Source organism: Roseateles depolymerans (assembly GCF_003387155.1).
Taxonomy (GTDB): domain Bacteria; phylum Pseudomonadota; class Gammaproteobacteria; order Burkholderiales; family Burkholderiaceae_C; genus Roseateles; species Roseateles depolymerans.
The window spans coordinates 1,556,076-1,576,005 of record NZ_QUMT01000001.1 but is presented as its reverse complement, the minus strand read 5'-3'; the positions used below and the strand labels follow the sequence as shown (position 1 = coordinate 1,576,005).

19 protein-coding genes are annotated in these 19,930 nt (G+C 66.5%); 10 read left to right on the top strand and 9 right to left on the bottom strand.

Going from position 1 to position 19,930, the window contains the following annotated elements; all coding sequences use genetic code 11:
* Window positions 1-31 precede the first annotated feature (31 nt).
* Complete coding sequence (locus tag DES44_RS07010) at window positions 32-466, bottom strand: zinc-ribbon domain containing protein (protein WP_058935613.1); 435 nt, start codon at window positions 464-466, stop codon at window positions 32-34.
* A gap of 262 nt (window positions 467-728) precedes the next feature.
* Between DES44_RS07010 and DES44_RS07005 the strand changes: the two genes are divergently transcribed.
* Window positions 729-1,274: a hypothetical protein gene (locus tag DES44_RS07005; RefSeq protein WP_058935614.1), complete on the top strand. Its 546-nt coding sequence runs from the start codon at window positions 729-731 to the stop codon at window positions 1,272-1,274.
* Window positions 1,275-1,306: 32 nt separating this feature from the next.
* Here DES44_RS07005 and DES44_RS07000 read toward each other — a convergent pair whose 3' ends face one another.
* The 6 genes from DES44_RS07000 to DES44_RS06975 form a co-directional block, all read right to left on the bottom strand.
* Window positions 1,307-2,116, bottom strand: coding sequence for a PA4824 family protein (locus DES44_RS07000; protein WP_058935615.1), 810 nt, complete (start codon window positions 2,114-2,116; stop codon window positions 1,307-1,309).
* Window positions 2,117-2,291: 175 nt separating this feature from the next.
* Window positions 2,292-2,477, bottom strand: a complete 186-nt coding sequence (locus DES44_RS06995) for a hypothetical protein (RefSeq protein WP_058935616.1) — start codon at window positions 2,475-2,477, stop codon at window positions 2,292-2,294.
* A 416-nt stretch (window positions 2,478-2,893) separates the two neighbouring features.
* A complete protein-coding gene (locus tag DES44_RS06990; protein ID WP_083525672.1) occupies window positions 2,894-4,147 on the bottom strand; it encodes an ROK family transcriptional regulator in 1,254 nt (417 codons plus the stop codon).
* 191 nt (window positions 4,148-4,338) lie between these two features.
* Window positions 4,339-5,139 (bottom strand): ATP-binding cassette domain-containing protein, encoded by an 801-nt coding sequence (locus DES44_RS06985; protein WP_058935617.1) that lies wholly within the window; start codon window positions 5,137-5,139, stop codon window positions 4,339-4,341.
* 1 nt (window position 5,140) lies between these two features.
* Entirely contained in the window at window positions 5,141-6,181 is a 1,041-nt protein-coding gene (locus DES44_RS06980; protein ID WP_083526073.1) for an ABC transporter permease, read from the bottom strand.
* Window positions 6,182-6,213: 32 nt separating this feature from the next.
* A complete protein-coding gene (locus tag DES44_RS06975) occupies window positions 6,214-7,155 on the bottom strand; it encodes a sugar ABC transporter substrate-binding protein (RefSeq protein WP_232310040.1) in 942 nt (313 codons plus the stop codon).
* Between the two features lie 242 nt (window positions 7,156-7,397).
* Here DES44_RS06975 and DES44_RS06970 point away from each other — a divergent pair, with 242 nt between their 5' ends.
* From DES44_RS06970 to DES44_RS06950, 5 genes are all read left to right on the top strand, one after another.
* A complete protein-coding gene (locus DES44_RS06970) occupies window positions 7,398-8,333 on the top strand; it encodes a carbohydrate kinase family protein (protein WP_058935619.1) in 936 nt (311 codons plus the stop codon).
* A complete protein-coding gene (locus DES44_RS06965; RefSeq protein WP_058935620.1) occupies window positions 8,333-8,971 on the top strand; it encodes a nucleoside/nucleotide kinase family protein in 639 nt (212 codons plus the stop codon). Before DES44_RS06970 ends, DES44_RS06965 begins: the two co-directional genes overlap by 1 nt.
* Window positions 8,972-9,028: 57 nt before the next feature.
* Window positions 9,029-9,883 carry a hypothetical protein gene (locus DES44_RS06960; RefSeq protein WP_116001356.1) on the top strand — a complete coding sequence of 285 codons (855 nt, stop codon included), beginning with the start codon at window positions 9,029-9,031 and terminating at the stop codon, window positions 9,881-9,883.
* A gap of 115 nt (window positions 9,884-9,998) precedes the next feature.
* On the top strand, window positions 9,999-11,156 hold the full coding sequence (locus DES44_RS06955) for a glycosyltransferase family 2 protein (RefSeq protein WP_232309796.1): 1,158 nt from the start codon (window positions 9,999-10,001) through the stop codon (window positions 11,154-11,156).
* A 138-nt stretch (window positions 11,157-11,294) separates the two neighbouring features.
* Window positions 11,295-12,908, top strand: coding sequence for a histidine kinase famiy protein (locus DES44_RS06950; RefSeq protein ID WP_083525674.1), 1,614 nt, complete (start codon window positions 11,295-11,297; stop codon window positions 12,906-12,908).
* A 54-nt stretch (window positions 12,909-12,962) separates the two neighbouring features.
* Here the strand turns inward: DES44_RS06950 and DES44_RS06945 are convergent, their stop codons facing one another.
* Complete coding sequence (locus DES44_RS06945) at window positions 12,963-13,268, bottom strand: YMGG-like glycine zipper-containing protein (protein WP_058935623.1); 306 nt, start codon at window positions 13,266-13,268, stop codon at window positions 12,963-12,965.
* Window positions 13,269-13,558: 290 nt separating this feature from the next.
* Between DES44_RS06945 and yqhD the strand changes: the two genes are divergently transcribed.
* Both yqhD and DES44_RS06935 read left to right on the top strand, forming a co-directional pair.
* The gene (yqhD, locus tag DES44_RS06940; protein ID WP_058937476.1) at window positions 13,559-14,722 is read left to right on the top strand and encodes an alcohol dehydrogenase; all 1,164 of its coding nucleotides are present in this window, start codon (window positions 13,559-13,561) and stop codon (window positions 14,720-14,722) included.
* 22 nt (window positions 14,723-14,744) lie between these two features.
* Window positions 14,745-15,683 carry an AraC family transcriptional regulator gene (locus DES44_RS06935; protein WP_198164792.1) on the top strand — a complete coding sequence of 313 codons (939 nt, stop codon included), beginning with the start codon at window positions 14,745-14,747 and terminating at the stop codon, window positions 15,681-15,683.
* On the opposite strand, the gene DES44_RS06930 is transcribed toward DES44_RS06935, so the two are convergent.
* Entirely contained in the window at window positions 15,667-17,415 is a 1,749-nt protein-coding gene (locus DES44_RS06930) for a beta-1,3-glucanase family protein (protein WP_058935624.1), read from the bottom strand. The two genes, DES44_RS06935 and DES44_RS06930, sit on opposite strands and share 17 nt — an antisense overlap.
* Window positions 17,416-17,641: 226 nt before the next feature.
* Between DES44_RS06930 and lepB the strand changes: the two genes are divergently transcribed.
* Window positions 17,642-18,565, top strand: coding sequence for a signal peptidase I (gene lepB / locus DES44_RS06925; RefSeq protein WP_310732337.1), 924 nt, complete (start codon window positions 17,642-17,644; stop codon window positions 18,563-18,565).
* Between the two features lie 229 nt (window positions 18,566-18,794).
* Window positions 18,795-19,916 (top strand): ABC transporter substrate-binding protein, encoded by a 1,122-nt coding sequence (locus tag DES44_RS06920; RefSeq protein ID WP_058935626.1) that lies wholly within the window; start codon window positions 18,795-18,797, stop codon window positions 19,914-19,916.
* The last annotated feature ends 14 nt before the right edge of the window (window positions 19,917-19,930 follow it).

The window sequence follows — 19,930 nt, the reverse complement described above, 5'->3', positions numbered from 1 at the left end:
TTTGATTGTTTTGCGCGCTTTGGGGGAGATGTTAAGGCGTGGAAGCGGTGACTTCGCCAATCAGCACCGCAAGCCTCTTCGTCATGTTGCCCCCGATTCGACTTCCAAACTCGGGAAACAACACAAGGACATTGCGCCACGCCTCCATGAACGCCAGGTCTCGACTGAGCGCGACTTTCTGTGCGGCCCACTTCAGCTCCATGGCACGGTGCAGATCGCGCAGCGCGACAAAAGCGGCATGACAGTCACCGCACAGGGTTCGCCGCTGACTGATGTATTGCTTCTTGATTTCAAAAGCGATCTTCTGGTCGGCACCGGTGAAAACGCAGGCCTTCCTGCAGCGCCGGCAGACATACGGAATGTCCTCGTAATGCTGCCGTTGATAGTGGTAGACATAGGACCGCTTGCTGGATTCGGACCACTGCTCTCGGTCGATCTGATTGTTCACAGGGAGATTCTTCTTCATGGCCTCGAACGATCTCAATGACAAACCAACGCTCGGCGTGCGTGGCACGACGGGCACTCACCGTCGCGGCCTCGATTCCCGGCAGCGAGCGAAGCATTGTGCGACTTGCCCCTCCCGCCCCGTCCCCAGACGAGACACCCGCCGTCTCCAAATCATCCACCGAACCGCGCGACGGCCGCCGTAAGTGATTGATTCTGAAAGGATCCACAACTGGCACAGAAGTTGAGTACGACCAGACACCATTCATCGTCTCGGAGACCTCATGTCCGCGAAGCCTCAAGAAATCCAGGTGTGGTCGGTTGAAGGCCAGTTCCAGCATCTTCTCTACAGCCCCAAGGGCACGGTGGAGGGCCTCATGATCGACAGCGCGGGCGTGCCCGTGCAGTTCGTCCTCGAAGGCCCTTTCCCCCCGGCGGTTACCGGGCTGATGGCACTCCAGCCGGGTCAGTCGGTGGTCATCGAAGGCACTGTCGCTGCGCCCTCCCCCAAGGGCGAAGCGGACCACGAGGTGTTCCATCTGGAACGGCTGGTGACCGTCGACGGGAAACCCGCACCGGACGCCCACCCCGTCCATCACATCGCCGGCACCGTTGCGCGCTTCCATTTCGCGCGCCACGGATCCCCCAATGGCGTACTGCTCGACACCGGCGACTTCATTCACACCAAGCCGGATGGAATGGCACGACTGGCATTGAAGATCGGGGACAAGGTACGCGCAGAAGGGCCCACCCGTCCCCTGGCCACTGGCACGGGGCAGGTCATGGAAGCGCACACGATCAATGGCCGAAGGATCGACGACGACCAATAACTCAGTCAAAGAAGGCCCCCGACGGCGGCGCCTCAACGCGCGAACACCCAATTTAGGCCCACCGTCCACCACCCGCTGCGGGAATGGCGCAGTGATTCAGCGCGGCTCGCATCCACCGACAACCCGTCACGAATCGCATACCGCCAGCCGACCCGTGCCTGCGGACCGCCACTGTCGCGCCACCATTCCACCAGGGCCTGCCCGTGCAGGGTTGCCTTCCATTCCAGGGCGGCCCCCAGGCGCTCCACATCCGCCCGATGCTCGCCATCCGCTGCATGCGGCCGCCACTCCCGCCCCACATTCACATGCAGGTCCAGGCCCTCCCGCGGGGACCAGCTCACCGGCAGCAGCAGCGTTTGCCCGGTGAAACGGGCAGTGGCGCCCTGCCACCCAGCGGCCCAGACCATCCCCACCGCCAGCCCAGGCTGCACATCCGCCGCCCATTTGATCTGCGCCCCGGCGCTGCCTGTGGACGCCCCGGTCCCCATCGCCGACCGCTCCAGATTCAGCCCAAGTTCCACGTCGGCCACCCGACAGGCCGGTCCCACATGCTGCAGGACATGCCGCGACCCCTGCTCGGCCCACAGTTCCACCTGGCATTGACCGGCATCGAGGATGGACGCGTCGTCCACGGCATGGTGGCCACCGGCGGCGCGGCTGCTGACGGGCCAGCAGACACCCGCAAGGGTGGCCAGCCAGGCGATCAGCATGGGGACGTTGACCTTGCGCAGCACCTGCATCAGGCGGGCATGGGTCGAGACAGCAACGGAGGGATGGGGCCGAACGGCCGCGACGTCGAAGGACAGGTCCGCGCGGGACCAGGTGAGCAGAGCGAAATGCATCGGAGAACTCCTGCGCAAGGCGCAGCGTCCCCGGACGCTTCAGTGGCGCAGGGTCAGGCTGCGCAGCGGCATGCGCGTGGCGGTGACAAGCAAAGAGGAACGGAGTGCTGCAGAACGAGACGCGCAGCTGCGCCCATGAGGGTCTGGATCCATGGCGGGCTCCTGGTGGGGCAAGTCAGAGAGGCGTGCGGCGACGCTGCGACAGCGGCACCAGCGCCACGCGCAGCCGACGCGTCGTCCACAGGGTCTGCTGCTCGATGCGCAGCAGGTCATGCAGTCGTTCGGCCAGGGTCGGCGCGGTCACCTGTTCCTGGACGTGAGCCTGGGCCTGCGCCTGGGCATTCGAAGTGGCATATCGCATGAACACATCCTCCGTCAGGACGGCTCGTACGGGGCGGACCACGCTGATCGCGACGCAAGCATGCGCGCCGCTGTCAGCGGTCAGGCAAAGCGATGCAGCAGGGACAGGTCTGGGGATAACGCCCACGTCTTGACAGACGGGGCAAGCGGCGCTGACGCGCCGCCGAAGTCGGCGATTAGCGCGTCAGAGCAGCGGCGGCCATCCCGGCACGCATCGCTTGACTACTGGCACTTTCCACGCACGAACTCCGTTGTTGAGATGGGGCCATTGTTGCACAGGCCCTCTGCCCCCATCAACCGACGGGACTCCCCGCATCTGGGCGTGCCTGCCGCCAAGCGGTGATAGTGCTCGCCGCGGCAGCCTCGTTCCCGCACGCCGGGCCCACGGACTCGCCCGCGCCCACGCGCGCTCAAGCTTCAGGCCACCGCTTCCTTCAGGAACAGCTCCCGGTCCGGCGCGAAGTTCGCATGCAGCGGCAGCAGCGCGCCCCCCAGGGCGGCTGCGTCTGCGCCGACCGATCCCTGCAGCAGCCGTGGCGGCGTCACGCCTTCCCAAGCGGGCCCCTGCATCACCGCTTCGGTCTGCCGGATCAGCGCGCCCAGCAGCTCACGGGACAACACGCCGTCGATGATCACGCCATCCAGATCCAGCAGGCAGGCCGCGCTGTGAATGGCGTGGGCCAGGGCCGGTGCAGACTGCGCCAGCCAATGCTCGGTCACCGGGCGCCAGGGCGCCTGCAGCGTTTGCTCCGACTCCGCCAGCGACAGGCCCGCGGCCAGCCACGCCTGCTCCAGCGTGTGGAGCGACGCCACGCTCAGCAGCTGTCGCGCAGCGCCGCCTGCGCCCGTCGGCCCCAGCGGCATGGATCCCACCGCGCCGGCATTGCCCTTCGCGCCGGTATGCAGATGCCCGTCGATCACCAGCCCGCCGCCGATGAAGGTATCCACGAACACATACAGAAAGCTGTGCAGGCCGCGGCCGCGCCCCGCGACCAGCTCGGCGACGCAGGCCGCGGAGGTGTCTTTCATCGACAGCACCGGCCATTCGCACCGCTGCGCCACTTCATCACGCAGGTTCACCCCGGCCCAGCGGGACGCCTGCTCCGGCGCCACGCCCAGCAGGCTTTGCCAGCCGCCCAGCGCCAGCGGCGCCCCGATGCCCACGCCGCACACCCGGTCGCGCGCCTCCGGTCCGAGCTTGCGCCGGATGGCCGCCAACCGCCGCGTGATCTCCGGCAGCAACTCGTCCGGGTCGGGGAAGGCATAGGGCCAGGACCAGCGGCCCTGCACCTCGCCGGTGAAGTCCACCAGCAGCGTGTCCAGCTGACGCCGCCCCACCTTCAGGCCGATGGCATAGGCGCCCTGCGGATTCAGCGAGAGTGGCACTGACGGCTGGCCGACCTTGCCGCGCACGGGTGCGCCTTTGCGGAGATAACCCTCGTCCAGCAGGCGCTTGGTGATCAGCGACACCGTCTGCGCCGTCAGGCCGGTCAACCGCGCCAGGTCGGCACCGGGCAACGGCCCATGCAGACGCAGCGCCTGCAGCACCACCCGCTCGTTGTATTGCCGCAGCCCGCCCTGATTGGAGCCACGGGTGGACAGCCCCGATCCGGCCGCGCGTCGCGGCGCGGTGTCGGCGGAGGTATCGTCGTCGGCGGTGAAGGCAGGCAAGGTCGGGGTCCTGGCAGAGTCGTGGAAGGTCGAGCGGAATGGCGTCGTAGGCGGAATCCAAAGAGCCGTTGATGGGGCTTGCGGCTTGTGGCTGTCCGGCTGTCCGGCTGTGCGGCTGTGCGGCTGTGCCGCTCAGTCGGCGTCAGCGGGGACGAACTGTAGCGGCGGCCAGCTCGCCCCGAACACTACGCTCAATGCGCCAGCACCTCCGCCGGCAGTTGATCCGCTCGCAGCGCGCCGGTCATGACGGCCACCGTATCGCTCATGCTGATCTTTTTCGGATTCAGCACCGCCGCCCGCTTGCCCAGCCGGGCCACGTGGATGCGGTCCGCCACTTCGAACACATGCGGCATGTTGTGGGAGATCAGCACCACCGGCAGGCCCTTGTCCCGCACGCGGCGGATCAGCTCCAGCACCATGTTGCCCTCCTTCACGCCCAGCGCGGCGGTCGGCTCGTCCATGATGACGACATGCTGCGCGAAGGCGGCCGCACGGGCCACCGCCACACACTGGCGTTGCCCGCCCGACAGCGTCTCCAGCGGCTGCGACATCGACCGGATGCCCACCTTCAGGTCGGCCAGCCGGGCCATGCTCTCTTCCAGCATGCGTCGCTTGTCCAGCATGCGCAGCATCTGACCGCGCCAGCCGGGCCGGCGCAGTTCGCGGCCCAGGAACAGGTTCTCGGCAATGGTCATCGCGGGCGCGACGGCCAGGTCCTGGTAGACGGTCTCGATGCCCGCACGCCGCGCGTCGATCGGGCTTCTAAAGACGGTACGCTGGCCGTCGAGCAGGATCTCGCCTGAATCCGGCAGCGTCGCGCCGGACAGGGCCTTGATCAGGGACGACTTGCCCGCCCCGTTGTCGCCAATGACCGCGAGGATCTCTCCGGCCCGCAGGTCGAAGTCCGCGCCGTCCAGGGCCGTGACCTGCCCATATCGCTTGACCAGGCCCCGCGCCTGCATCACCACACGAGGCGTTGTGACGGTGTTCATGTCAACGTGCTCCCCGACGAGAGAGTTGGTCCGCCGTCACCGCCAGGATGACCAGCACCCCGGTGACCAGCACCTGATAGATGGAGGACACGCCCATCAGCGTCAGCCCGTTGCGGAACACGCCCACCACCAGCGCCCCGATCAGCGAGCCGATGATGACGCCGCGTCCGCCAAAGAGACTGGTGCCGCCCAGCACCACCGCCGTGATGGCATCCAGGTTCTCGGTCTGCCCCGCATTGGGGTCGCCCACGCCGGTGCGGGAGACGCTCAGCAACGACGCCAGCCCATAACAGAAGCCCGCTGTGACATACACCGCCAGCAGCACCCGCTGCGTCGGAATGCCCACCAGCCGGGTGGCTTCCGGGTTGTTGCCCACGGCATAGACGTGGCGCCCGGCGGCCGTCTCCCGCAGCACGAACCAGGCCAGGCCATACAAGGCCAGCATCAGCACCGTGCCCCACGCAAACTCGGTCCCGCCGATGGAGAAGGTGTTGCCCAGCGCGGTCAGCATCGGCGGCAGGTCGGTGATGGTCTGCGATTCGGAATAGAGCTGCGTGATGGCGAAGGCGATGTTCATCGTCCCCAGCGTCACGATGAAGGACGGCAGCTTGATCCGGGTCACCAGCAGACCGTTGGCCAGGCCAAACAGCGTTGTGACGGCCAGCCCCGCCAGCACCGCCAGCGGCGGCGGCAGACCGCTGCTCACGGCCAGCTTGGTCATCAAAATGCCGCCCAGCGACATCACCATGCCGCAGGACAGGTCGATGCCTGCGGTCAGGATCACCAGCGTCTGCCCGATGGCGATCACCCCCACCACCGCCACCTGCTGAAGGATCAGCGAGAAATTGCCGCCGGTCAGGAAGATCGGGCTTTGCGTCGCGAAGAAGGCGCAGGCGATCAGCAGCGCAATGAAGGGCCCCAGCGAGGCCAGCGTCAGCCCGGCGGGCAGACGATGGGTCGGGGCGCCAGCGGTGGACCCAGCGGTGGACCCAGCGGTGGGTCCTGCGGGCGCCGAAGGCCCGGGCTGATGGTCGGACGTCATGATCCTGCCTCCCGTGTCCAGCGGCGCGGCGCTCACTTGTTGCCCCAGCACAGTTCCTGGCCCTTGGCGACCGGCAGGCTGGCGACGCCGTCCACGGCCTTGTCGGCGATCAGCGCGACGCCGGTGTCGGTATAGCCGCTGGGCTTCTTGCCGGTGCGGGCGAATTCAACCCCCGCCTCCACGCCCATGCGGGCCATGGCCAGCGGATATTGCTGGCTGGTCGCGGTGATCTTGCCGGCGCCCACATCCTTGACGCCCTGGCAGCCGCCGTCCACCGCCACGATGATGACGCCCTTCTCCTTGCCCGCCTTCTTCAGCGCGTTGTAGGCGCCTGCCGCGGCCGGCTCATTGATGGCGTAGACCAGATTCACATTGGGCGCGCGCTGCAGGCAGTTCTCCATGCCGGTCTGGCCCTTGGCCTGGTCGCCGTAGCTGTCGGCCATGCAGGCGATCTCGGTGGACTTGCCCAGTTCATTGCTCTTGGCATCCGGCGCGGTCAGGCCCAGGCCGTTCATGAAGCCGTTGTGGCGCTGCGCACCCACCGGGTGGCCGGGGAACAGGTCCAGGGTGACGATCACCGGCGGCTTGCCGCCCAGCGCGGCCTTGGCATATTGGCCGATCAGCACACCGGCGCGGTAGTTGTTCGTTGCGAACAGCGCATCCACGGCTTCGGTCGGGTCGGTGGGGCTGTCCAGCGCAATCACCAGCACGCCCTTGTCGCGCGCCTTCTTCACCGCCGGCACGATGGCCTTGCTGTCGCTGGGCACCAGCAGGATGGTCTTGGCGCCGGCGGCCACCATGTTCTCCAGCGCCGTCACCTGGCTGGCGTTGTCCCCGTCGGCCTTGCCGCCGGCCGTCAGCAGCTTGGCCCCCTTGGCCTTGGCCGCGGCGGCCGCGCCCTCTTTCATCTTCACGAAGTAGGGATTGGTCTCGGTCTTGGTGATCAGGCCGATCATCGGCACGTCCTGCGCCATGGCGGCGGAGGCGCACAGCGCCAGGGTGGTGGCCAGGGCGACGGGTGCGCGAGAAGTCAGGGAAGCCAGTGCTGCAAAGCGGATGCGGTTCATGGGGGCTGTCTCCGGTGGTTTTGTGGTGTGTCTCCATTCTGGAAATCGCTGATAAATAAATCAAGTGGATTGATTAATGGAAAACCACTAGCTGGATTTGAGGCAGCCGCGGGCATGCTTTCGACCCGGAGACTGAAAGGAAGACCGTCATGATCGTGGTCAGCGGAGAAGCGCTGATGGATGTGTTCGACCAGGGCCGCACCGGCACCGGTCACACCCTGGATGCGCGCATAGGCGGGTCGCCGCTGAACGTGGCCATCGGACTGGCGCGCCTGGGGCAGGCGGTGCGGTTCTTTGGCGGCGTGTCGCGCGGGTTTCTTGGGGAGCGGCTGATGGCCGCGATGGCGCAGGAAGGCGTGGACACCAGCCTGGTCCAGCGCACCGACGCGCCCACGACCCTGAGCCTGGTCGGCATCGGCCCCGGCGGCGGGCCCGACTACGCCTTCTATTCCCACGGCGCGGCGGAGCAGCAGGTGCCCCTGTCCGCGCTGGAGGCCGTGGCGGCCGCCACACCGCCGGCCGCGGCCTATCACTTTGGCTCCTACGCCATGGTCATCGAGCCCACCGGCAGCACCCAGCGGGCGCTGGTGGAACGGGAGCGGGAACGCAGCGTCATCGCCTACGACCCCAACGTCCGGACCAATGTGGAGCCGGACCTCGCCCGCTGGCGTGAGGTGATCGACTGGATGGTGCCCCGCACGCATCTGCTGAAGGTGAGCGAGGAAGACCTCTCGCTGCTCTACCCCGGTCAAGCCCTGGAAGCCCTTGCCGACGGCTGGCTGCGCGCAGGCGTGGCGCTGGTGGTGATCACCCGCGGCGGCGAAGGCGCCCTGGCCTGGTCGGCGGCGGGCATGGTCAAGGCAGACCCGGTGGTGGTGGAGGTGGTGGACACCGTTGGCGCTGGCGACACCTTCCAGGCGATGCTGCTGACCGCCTTGAATGAAATGGGCCTGCTCTCGCCAGCGGGGCTGCGCGGGCTCGGCACGGACCCGATTCGCCGCATCCTGTCGCTGGCCACCCGCGCGGCGGCCATCACCTGCTCCCGGCGCGGTGCCGACCTGCCCTATCGCAGGGAGGTGTCGTGATGCAGTTGCCGGAAGAAGCCCTGCGGCGGGCGCAGGCCCTGCTGGCACGCGGCGGGCGACGCATGCTGGGACTGGCCGGCCCTCCGGGCGCCGGCAAGTCCACCGTCGCTGCGCTGCTCAAGGACGCACTGGGCTCGCAAGCCCAGGTGGTGCCGATGGATGGTTTCCATCTGGCGCAGGCCGAGCTCGAACGCCTGGGCCGCGCCGGCCGCAAGGGCGCGCCGGACACCTTTGATGCGCCCGGCTTTGTGCACCTGCTGCGCCGGATGAGGGCTTGCGATCCCGACGACACGGTCTACGCCCCCGAGTTCCGCCGCGACCTGGAGGAGCCGATTGCCGGTGCGCTGGCGGTGCCACCGTCCCTGCCGCTGGTCATCGTGGAGGGCAACTACCTGCTGCTGGAGAGTGGCGCCTGGGCCGGGGTCAAACCGCTGCTGGACGAATGCTGGCATGTGGCCGTGCCGCAGGACCAGCGTCTGGCGCAACTGATCGCGCGCCATGAACGGCATGGCCGCAGTCCGGAAGACGCGCGCGCCTGGGCGCTGGGCAGCGATGAACCAAACGCCCGCCAGGTCGAGGCGGTGGCGCAGCGGGCGGACTGGCAGCTCCCTTGGGGCGGGGCCGCTGAAGCAGCCTGAACCGGATCACGCGGCCGACCGCACACAGAGGGGTCTTTCACCCCGCGCGTCGGACTCATGCACTTCCAACCGTCCTCCTCCATGGGCGCCTCGTCGCCCGATCCCCTCTATGGGCAAGACATTGCCAGCCACTTGAGCGAAGCAGAGTGCACCGCGTTCATGCTGGCCCATCAGGAGAACCATCGCGCCGCCAAGGATCTGGTGAACTTTCTGCAGTCGAACGATCCGGCGGCGCAGATGCCTGAGTCCAAGCGCCAGAAGCTGCTTCAGATCTGCCAGGAAATCGTAGAGAACCGCGAATACCTGTTGCACTCGCTGGCCAAGGAGACGCCCGTCGGCAGAAAGACCGACCTCCACATGACGATGCCGTTATCCGGCCACCATCAAACCGTGGCCAAGCTCCATCGGCTTTCCCTGCAAAGCGTGGTCAACGCGCTTGTCGAGAATGCCAAAGAACTCCTCGCCCCGCATCTGACCTCAATGCGCCGGGCGCTCGACGAATTGCAGGAGGCCTGCCGGGAGCTTCCTTCACCGGCTGTGATGGCGAGTTCCAGCCATGCCGAGCAGTTCATAAGCCAGTTCGCGAATCTAAAGTCGGAGGACATGAAAGCCCCCCAACTCGGCTCGACCCTCCAATACGCCAGCAAGTTGGAGGGAAGGGTGCGAGAAACAGCCAAACTGGTCCACCAACTCGTCAGCCTCGATCACGGCCTCAAGCTACGCCGCGCCGGAGACAGTCCCGGGACAAAAGCCAACCGCGATCTATGGCACAAGGCCCTCCAGGCGTTGAAAGACGCGCATTTGCCTGCCGCGGCCGCCCATTTGAGCGCCCTGTCCCGGCTGGCCTCGTCCGCGCCCGCTCCCGCCACCGTCCATCTGCTCGGACATACCCGAGACGAGCACGACGCCTGATCGGTCACCAATCGGCGAATCTGTATCAACTCCCTCACAGATTTGTTGATTTGCACCGTACGATTTCGGTGTGCGACCAGCGACACTGACGACTTTGCCTGCAGGATGCCCGACCGTGATCAGCCAAGCCTCCCCTGCCCTTGCGCCAATGGGACGCATCTCGGCGGCCGACGCGGCGACATCGCCCGCCTCCACCGGCACTTCGGCCAGCGCGTCCGCTGGGGGGCGTGACCGGACATCCGCCCCGGCTGCCGCCTTGACGCGGCCGTGGTTGTCCATCCTGATCCCCGTCTACAACGTCCAGGCCTTTCTGCGGGAATGCCTGATGTCGGTGGTGTCGCAGGTCGATGAAAGCGTCGAAATCGTGATGCTGGACGACCGGTCCACCGACGGCTCGACCGATCTGATGCGACAACTGGCGGCCGAGTTCTCCTCCCCCACCGTCCGCATCCACACGCAGTTTCATGCCGAGAACCAGGGCATCTCGGTGGTGCGCAACGGCCTGCTGGATGCGGCCCGGGGCGACTACCTCTGGTTCCTGGACTCCGACGACTGTCTGCTGCCAGGCGCGGTGGAGGGACTGCGCAAGCTGGTGCGGCGCGAGCAGCCGGAACTCGTGTTGTGCGACTACTCGGTGCTGCGCCAGGCGCCTCGCCTGAAGCACCGGCTGCGCGGTGAGGGACACCGTCGCACCTTCAGTGGCCCGGCGCGGCAGCCGATCGCCGACCCCTGCGTGCTGCTGCGCGGGCTGTTCGAGGCGGGTCAACTGCATTGCTGGTCCAAGATCGCCAAACGCAGCGTGTGGGAAGGCTTGCGCTTCCCCGCCGGCCGCTATTTCGAGGACGTGACGCTGGCAGCCCCTTTGCTGCTGCGGGCCGCATCGGTCTGGTACGAGCCGCAGGTGTGGGTGGCCTATCGCAAGTGGGAAGGGTCCATCCTGGCAACGCCGTCCCTCGTCAAGGCGCAGCATCTCTCCGAAGCCTTGCTGGACCTGCCTGCCCAGGTCGATGTCCAGGCCCTGGACGAACGCGCGCGTTTTGCCTGGAGCCATTTCCTGGCCTGCCATTTCATCGGCACCGCACGCACCGCCTGCAGCGCGCAGCCGGACAACCCGGGCGAGACCATCGCCCAATACAAGGCGGCCTTCCTGAAGTCCTGCCCGATGCCGCTGGCGGATCTCTACGCGGCCTACATCGGCCGGGCCTGGTTTGTGCGCGCGCTGCGGCTGCGGCGCTGGCTCAAACTGGCGGCCCCGCAGCCCGCCCGCATCTGAGACGCCAGGCCTCCTGACAGGCTGCACTCGTGCAGTGCAGCCCTGTCAGACTTGTCCTGCAAACGAACACGGGGTCCACCGGCGCAGCCGTCGGCGCAGGCCCGGCACCATGAGGGAAGTCTTTTTGGACCTCCCTTTATGAGTTCAGACACCGACCCTCGCGACAAGACGCCGCATCTGCCCCGCCACAACGCCCGTGTGCAGACGGAGGGCTTCGCCTCCAGTGGCCACGGCCGGGACATCTTCTTCGCGGCCGTGCAAGCCACTCGCATGCCGATGGTGGTGGCCGATCCGCGTCAGCCGGACACGCCATTGGTGTTTGCCAACCACGCCTTCCTGGAGATGACGGGCTACACCGAGGACGAGATCCTGGGCAAGAACTGCCGCTTTCTCCAGGGGCCGGACACGGACCCCAGCACCGTGAAGCTGATTGCCGAGGCCCTGCGCTCGGAACGGGAGCTGACGGTGGAGCTGCTGAACTACCGCAAGGACGGGTCCACCTTCTGGAATGCGCTGTTCCTCACGCCGGTGCGCAGCGAGTCGGGCGAGCTGCTGTATTACTTCTCCTCGCAGCTCGACGTCAGCCGGCGCCGGGATGCGGAAGCCGCCCTGCGCCAGGCCCAAAAAATGGAAGCGCTGGGACAGCTCACCGGCGGCATTGCCCACGACTTCAACAACCTGCTGCAGGTGATCACCGGCAATGCGGAGGTGGCGGCCCATCGGCTGCAGGTCGTTGCGCCGGATGATGCGCTGATGACCCGGTCCATCGCCAATGTGCGAGCGGCGGCGGCCCGCTCGGGCGCCCTGACGCAGCAATTGCTGGCCTTCGCCCGCAAGCAGCAGCTGCAGGGTCGGGTCGTGAATGTAAACGATGCGATCCATCGCACGGCCGACATGGCCTCCAGCTCCCTGGGGGATGTGCGCCTGCTGATGGACCTGGACCCCAACACCGCAAATGTGCGGATCGACCCCTCCCAGTTCGAGGCGGCGCTGCTGAACCTGCTGGTGAATGCGCGGGACGCGATGCCGCGTGGCGGCCGCATCTGGATCCGGTCCGGGAACCTTCGCACCACCGCGGAAGACGCGGGCCGTCACGGGCTGGTGCTGCCGGGGGACTATGTCTCGGTGAGCGTCAGCGACGAGGGCGAGGGCATCCCGGCGCCCATCCTGGCGCGGGTGATGGACCCCTTCTTCACCACCAAGGCGGAACGCGGCGGCACCGGCCTGGGCCTGTCCATGGTCTATGGGTTTGCCAAGCAAAGCGGCGGCGTGGCGACCATCTATTCGGAAGAAAAGACCGGCACCACGGTGCGGCTGTATTTCCCTGCGGTCAGCGATTCGGCCGCGCCGCGAGAATCCCAAGCCACCTTGCCGCGCTCCGGCCAGGGTGAGCAGATCCTGGTGGTGGATGACCGCCCGGAGGTGGCGCAGACTGCTGCGTCGATGCTCGAGGCGGCCGGCTATGTCTGCCACGTGGCCCACGGTGCCCAGGATGCGATGCAGTTGCTCAAGGAGAACCCGCAGGTGCGGCTGCTGCTGACCGACATCATCATGCCCGGCAGCAAGAATGGCGTGCTGCTGGCCTATGACGCCCAGCGGCTGTCGCCCTCCCTCAAGGTGCTCTTGATGACCGGCTTTGCCGATGGCAGTCCGGAGCGCTGGGGTGGGCAGAGCTATGACATCGTCTTCAAGCCCTTCACCTCGGAGGACCTGCGGGTCAAGGTGCGGCGGGCGCTGGACGGGCAGTCCTGAGGACCCCTCTTCTTCGGTAAACGCGCCGCCCTCGGGCGGCGCGTGTCTGCAAGCTCAACGGACGGTGTGGCGACGGCCGTCTTCATCCACCCAGTAGCGGCCGCCACGGCCGTCCGAGTAGACCTGGCGCTCGCGGCCGTCCACCATCAGTCGGCCAATCACCGCGCCGGCCACCGCGCCGATGGCGGCTCCGGTCAGGGCATCCCCGCCGGTCACCGCGCCAATCACGGCGCCCCCGACCGCGCCGACGGCGGCATTGCGGCCGTCCTCACGGCGTTGGCGGGAATCCGATGCGCAGCCCACGGTCAGCGCGGCAGCCACTGCGATCAGCAGCGGTGCGGTCAGTCGAGATGTGTTCATGATGGTCCTGGTCTCCAGTTGGTTGTCACACCCCCTCCGACGCCTGCGGTGCCATCACGGTGCCATCACGGTGCCATCACGGTGCCATGGGCGGCATGGGAGGGGACACATTCGCTGACAACTCGGCAAAATGCGCTCCTGCGAGTCGGCGCAGGCGCCTCCTTTCTTTTGCCCGTTCTTCCGACCCTCAAGAGAAATAGGCAAAACATGGGCAGCTTCATGCATTGCGGCTTCCGACTGTCAGGAGAAGAATGCCATCCATCGACAGACAACCCACCCAGACGGACGCCATGAACAACTTCATCCTGAACACCCCCACCAAGATCCTGTTCGGCAAGGGCCAGATCGCCAAGATCGCCAAGGAAATCCCGGCCGACGCCCGCATCCTCATCACCTACGGCGGCGGCAGCATCAAGCAAAACGGCGTGCTGGTGCAGGTGCAAACGGCGCTCGAAGGCCGCGCGGTCTTCGAGTTCGGCGGCATCGAACCCAACCCCACCTATGAGACCCTGATGAAGGCGGTCGAGGTGGTGAAGGCCGAGAAGATCGACTTCCTGCTGGCCGTCGGCGGCGGCTCGGTGGCCGATGGCACCAAGTTCATCGCGGCGGCAGCCCGCTACACCGCGGCCACCGACCCCTGGGACATCCTGCTGACCAACGGCAGCAAGGTCGCCGCAGCCGTCCCGATGGCGGTCGTGCTGACCCTGCCGGCCACCGGTTCCGAATCCAACAGCGGCGCGGTCATCAGCCGCAAGGCCACCGGCGACAAGCTGGCCTTCTTCAGCGCCCACACCTATCCGGTCTTTGCGGTGCTGGACCCGGAAGTCACCTTCAGCCTGCCGCCGCGGCAGATCGCCAACGGCGTGGTGGACGCCTTTGTGCACACCGTCGAGCAATACCTCACCTACCCGGTGGACGCCAAGGTGCAGGACCGCTTCTCCGAAGGTCTGCTGCTGACGCTGATCGAGGAAGGTCCGCGCGCCCTGGCCGAACCCACGAACTACGACGTGCGCGCCAATGTGATGTGGAGCGCCACGCAGGCCCTGAACGGCCTGATCGGCGCCGGCGTGCCGCAAGACTGGACCACCCACATGCTGGGCCACGAGATCACCGCCATGCATGGCCTGGACCATGCCCAGACCCTGGCCATCGTGCTGCCCTCGGTGCTGAGCTACAAGAAGGAACAAAAGCGCGCCAAGCTGCTGCAATACGCCGAGCGCGTCTGGAACCTGCGTGACGGCAGCGAGGACGCGCGCATCGACGGCGCCATCGCCGCCACCCGCGCCTTCTTCGAGAAGATGGGCGTCGGCACCCGGCTGTCGGCCTACGGCCTGGACGGCAGCAGCATCCCGGCCATGGTGGCCAAGCTCAAGGAGCACGGCATGCTGACGCTGGGCGAGCACCGCGACATCACCCCGGAAGACAGCCAACGCATCCTGGAAGCCGCGCGCTGACGCGCACCCTGGCGCTGCCATCATGAGCGTGATGCTGGAAGACGCGGTCCGTCGCAGGATCATCGAGCAGGCGATCGGCTTCTCGACCGGGGCCTTCGCGAGCCCGTCGCCCGTGCCGGGGGTGAAGATCCTCTACACGGATCAGCCGCACCCGCGCACGCCGGTGCTGTATGAGCCGACCATCGTGATCGTGATGCAAGGCGCCAAGGTGGGCTATCTGGGGGACCGGACCTTCCGGTATGACGCACAGCGCTTCCTGCTGCTGACGGTCCCCCTGCCCTTTGAATGCGAGACCATTGCCAGCAAGGACCAGCCCTTCGTGGGCCTGTCCATCGGCGTGGATGCCGCGCTGCTGCAATCGGTCCTGTCCGATGTGGGTCACGAGCATGTGGACCCGCTGGCGGAAGGCTCAGAGCTGTCCGGCATCAATGGCGCGCCCTACAACGAAGGGCTGCTGTGCGCCATCGAGCGGCTGTTCGACGCGATGAAGGACCCGCGGGACGCGCGTTTCCTGGGCAAGCTCATCGTGCAGGAGATCCTCTACCACGTGCTGTTCGGCGAGAGCGGCGCGGCCCTGCATGCGCTGGTGCATCGGCACACGCAGTTCGGCTTGATCTCCAAGGTGATCAAGCACATCGAGTCGCACTATGCCGAGACCTTCAGCGTCGAGCAGCTGGCCCGGATGGTGAACATGAGCGTGTCCGCCTTCCACCACAACTTCAAGGCGGTGACCAACACCTCGCCCCTGCAGTACATCAAGAGCTACAAGCTGCACCGGGCGCGCCTGATCATGCTCCATGAAGGGGCGAAGGCGGGGGTCGCGGCCTCGCGGGTGGGCTATGAAAGCGCCTCGCAGTTCAGCCGCGAGTTCAAGCGGTATTTCGGGGCCACCCCGGTGGACGAGGTGGCCCGCCTTCAGCCGGCGGGACGGGAGTCCCCGGCGCTCACCAGCCGACGGTGATGAACATGCCGCGCGGCGACGGATGCTCCAGCAGCGTGCTCTGGTTGCGCACGTCGTCGTAGCAGAAGCCGTAGGCCAGGCCATCGATGCTGTGGTCGTGCCAGAACTTCGAGTAGTAGTTGGCCGGACCGGCGCCATAGTAGGTGGCGGCATTGCTCCACTGCGACGGATCCACGCGCATCAGCAGGTGGCGGTTGAAGGCGGCGGTGATCTGCGCCTGCACCACCTTCTCGTCGGAGCTGCCGCTGGCCAGACGGCCTGAGCCTTCCAGGATTTCCTGGGTGGTCGGCTTGCCGCGGATGTAGAGGTTCTGCGGCCCGCCGTTCTTCGAGAAGACGAAGTCGTTGCCAATCACCCGGCCGCGGAAGGTGCCCGCCTCGGCGGTGAACACCAGGTCGGTGCTGGCGTAATAGGCCCAGACCTGATCCACATACGGCGCGAAGTAGTTGCCGTAGGCCTGACCACGATTGAACACCGACTTGGCCGGCGCCACGATGCGGTAGGGACGCTGCACCAGTCCACGGAACTCCGGCTGCGCCAGGGCTTCGAAGTCGGCAAAGATCTTGGCGCGGGAGGCGTTTTCGCCCAGCGTGCGGTCATAGCCGTCGCGGCCCAGCAGACGCGTCTTGAGCGGGAAACCGAACTGGTCCACGCGGGTGGTGTTGCCGTGGTAGCCCCACTGGTCGACGGTGAACTCGATCCACTCGAAATTCACATCCTGGTTGGGATCACTCGGATTGTTCATGTCCGGGCCGGCGAAGCCCAGGCGACCATCGGCGGCCTGGTTGATCTTGATGTACATCGGCGAGCCCAGGCTGATGAACATGCGGCCCGAGTCGATGCGGGGGATGGACACCCACGGCATTTCATTGAGCTTGTAGAAGTAGTTGGAATAGTTCTGGCCGTTCTTGGTCAGACGGTTGGGCGCGTCATTGGCGGCCAGCGAGGCGGGCACCAGTCGGCCGGTGTTGTCGACATAGGACAGCACCTTGGTCACCGGGTCATATCCGATGATGGACCAGTAGATCTGCTGGTCCTGCCAGGCGCCGTTGGTGCCATTGACCAGCTTGAGCGTCATCACGCCATTGCCTTCCGGCAGGTCGGTGCTGCCGGACTGGCGGATGCGGAAGGACGACGCAAGGTCGTTGAAGCTGCTGTTGTTGCCCAGGTTGGGCGCATCCGCGGTCAAGGTGACGCTGCGGCCGCCGTAGTTGATGTCATCGAACAGCTGCACGCTGTAGCCGCTGCGCACCTTGACCGACGAGATGCGGTCGTTCCAGGCAGTGCCGACCCAGCTGCTGTCGACGTCGGCGCAGAACGAGGCGCCCTGGTAGTTGGCATGCTCGTAGAAGCAGGCGATGCCGGTGGGCGCCGGCGGCGTGCTGCCGCTGATCGTGGCGCTGAAACGCGGCGTGTCGTAGGCCGGATTGCCGTTGTTGTAGGTGAAGAAGTAGCTCAGCGTGTTGCCGGCTGCCACGTTGTTCACCTGCGTTTCATACCGTGCATTGCCGGCGTTGTAGCCCATGCGCAGGTTCTGCTGCGCGCCGCCGTTGAGCTGGTAGTGCACGTCCACCCAGGTGGTGTTGACGCTGGACTTGAACCAGATGACGGCGCTGCTGCCACTGCTGGCCACGCCCTGGGTGTAATCGGCGGCCAGCGCGGGGGCGACAAAGCCCGCCAGCGCCGCGATGGCCAGCAGCCACCGCGCAAAGATTCTAGGGAGACTGGACATGGGTTTCCTCTCTTCGATGTTCCGGCCCAAGCACCGAAAACCGCGCGATTGTGTGGAGCTTTGCGTCGCGCGGGTGACCGGCTTGAAACCAGTTGCATACCGGCCAAGAAAGCGGTTTCATGATAGTGAGCAGCGGGCCCAGACGGTAGGCCGGGGTCCGCCGGCCTTGAAGCGGACAGAGAGGACACAACAACTCGTTGCGAGTTGGCAGGCGCCGTCACGGGCGGTGTCCCTTGCAGAGACGACAGGGCTGGCGCAGTGGCTGGCGCCTGTTCCGTTTTTTCGTCAAAAGCAAATAGTCGACGAAAAAACGGAACATCCCGGCGCCCGCTGGCGGTGGCCCGACGGCCATTGGCACAGCGTCCTTGGCCAGCCTTCCCGCCAGCCATCCTGGCCCACTGCCATTCGCCGCATCGTGGCGGGCAGATGGCCGGTCGCTGCGCACACTGGCAAGGTTCCCACTCTGATCACGGACCTCACCATGCGCACCTGGCTCCGAGCGAATCGCGGCTTCCTGCTCTTTGTCGCGGGCTTCCTGTTCTTCCGCACCGCTGTCGCGGACTGGAATCCGGTGCCCACCGGCTCCATGCGGCCCACCATCCTCCAGGGCGACGTGGTGCTCGTTGATCGCCTCGCCTACGACTGGAAAGTCCCCCTCACCAATGTCTCGCTGCACCCGGTGGCCGACCCGCAGCGCGGCGACGTGGTGGTGTTTGATTCGCCGGCCGACGGCAGCCGCCTCATCAAGCGCATCGTCGCGGTGCCGGGCGATCAGATCGAACTCCGGCACGACGTGCTGATCATCAACGGCCAGGCCGCCACCTATGGCCCGGCCATGCCGTCGCAGGAATGGGTGGCCCCCGGTGTGGAAGTGCCGGCCCTCCGCCAGGTGGAGACGCTGCTCGGCCAGGCACGCATGGTGCAGCATCTGCCGGGCATCGCCGCGCGGCGCGACGTGGCCCCGATCACCCTCGGTCCCGACCAGTTCTTCATGATGGGCGACAACCGCGACAACAGCTTCGATTCGCGCTACCTCGGCCCGGTCGAGCGCCGCCTGATCAACGGTCGCGCGCGACGCGTGCTGGTGTCCGCCGACATCACCGATCACTGGCTGCCGCGCTGGGACCGAATCGGCAGTCGATTGCAGTGACGTCGCCGCTTGGCAGCTACGCAGCACCCACTACGTATGACTACGTACGACGACGTTTCGCCGCTCACATCTCGCAAAACTTCGTTGTCCCAACGAAACGCGCTCGGAGTGCTTGCGGCCGTTTGCGCATTGCTTCGCACGGAAAGGCGTGCAGTCGCCCACCGGATGAAGTCGAAACAAGGCACAGTGATGACAATCACCGCTCCTGCACGCTTCGCTGACGCCGATCATGACATTCGCTGTACCTCGCCTCGCCCGCCGTCTCCTGGCTGCTGTCTGTCTGGTGGCGGCCCCGCTGGCCCATGCCGACATCGTCGTCGGTCAGGTGGCTCCCTTCTCCGGCCCGCAGGCCGTCACCGGCAAGGCGATGCGCGCGGGCGCAAAGCTGTGGCTGGATGAAGTCAATGCCAAGGGCGGCATCCGCGGCCAGAAGATCAAGATGGTCTACCGCGACGATGCGCAAAAGCCCGAGGAGACGGTGCGCCTCATCAAGGAAGTGATCGAGCAGGACAACCCCGCGGCCTTCATCGGCACGGTCGGCACGTCCAACCTGGAAGCGCTCAAGCAGGACGGCATTCTGGAGAAGGCGCGTGTGTCGATGTTCGGCGCCGTCTCGGGCGCCACCAGCATCATCACCGCCCGCAACATGTACCCGGTCAAGGCCAGCTATCGCGAAGAGGTGGAACGCCTCTTCAAGCAGCTGGCTGAAATGGGCCGCACCAAGATCGGCGTGGTCTATCAGGACGACGGCCTCGGTCGCGATGCCCTGGCCGGTGCACAGGCCTCTGCCAAGACCTATGGCCTCACGCTGGTGGCCCAGTCCGGTTATGCCCGCAACACCACGGAAGTGGGCAATGCGGTGGGCGAAATGGTCAAGCAGCAGCCGGACGTGATCTTCCTGGCCGCCACCACGGCCGCCGCCATCGAATTCACCAGCCGTTATCAGGCCGCCGGTGGCCGCGCCGGCCTGTTCGGCATGTCCATCATCGACGTGCAGGCGCTGCTGGCCAAGCTCGGCCCTGATCGTGCCCGTGGCTTCGCCTTCTCCATCGTGCTGCCCACCGACGACCGCCAGGACCGCGAGGTGGTGCGCGAATACCTGCGCCTGCGCCAGAACTCCAAGGACCCGGAACTCTCGTCCCGGTCCCTGGAAGGCTTCATTGCAGCGCGTGCGCTGACCAAGGTCCTCGAACGCACCGCCACTCCCACCGCCGCCGCCATCAGCGACGCGATGGAACGCGGCTTCGAAACCGACGTCGGCGGCCACCGCCTGACCTTCGGCAAGGGCCAGACGCCCTCGCGCTACGTGGACTTCGCAGTGCTGGGCAACGGCGGCCGCCTGGTGCGCTGACTCCGCAGACGTCG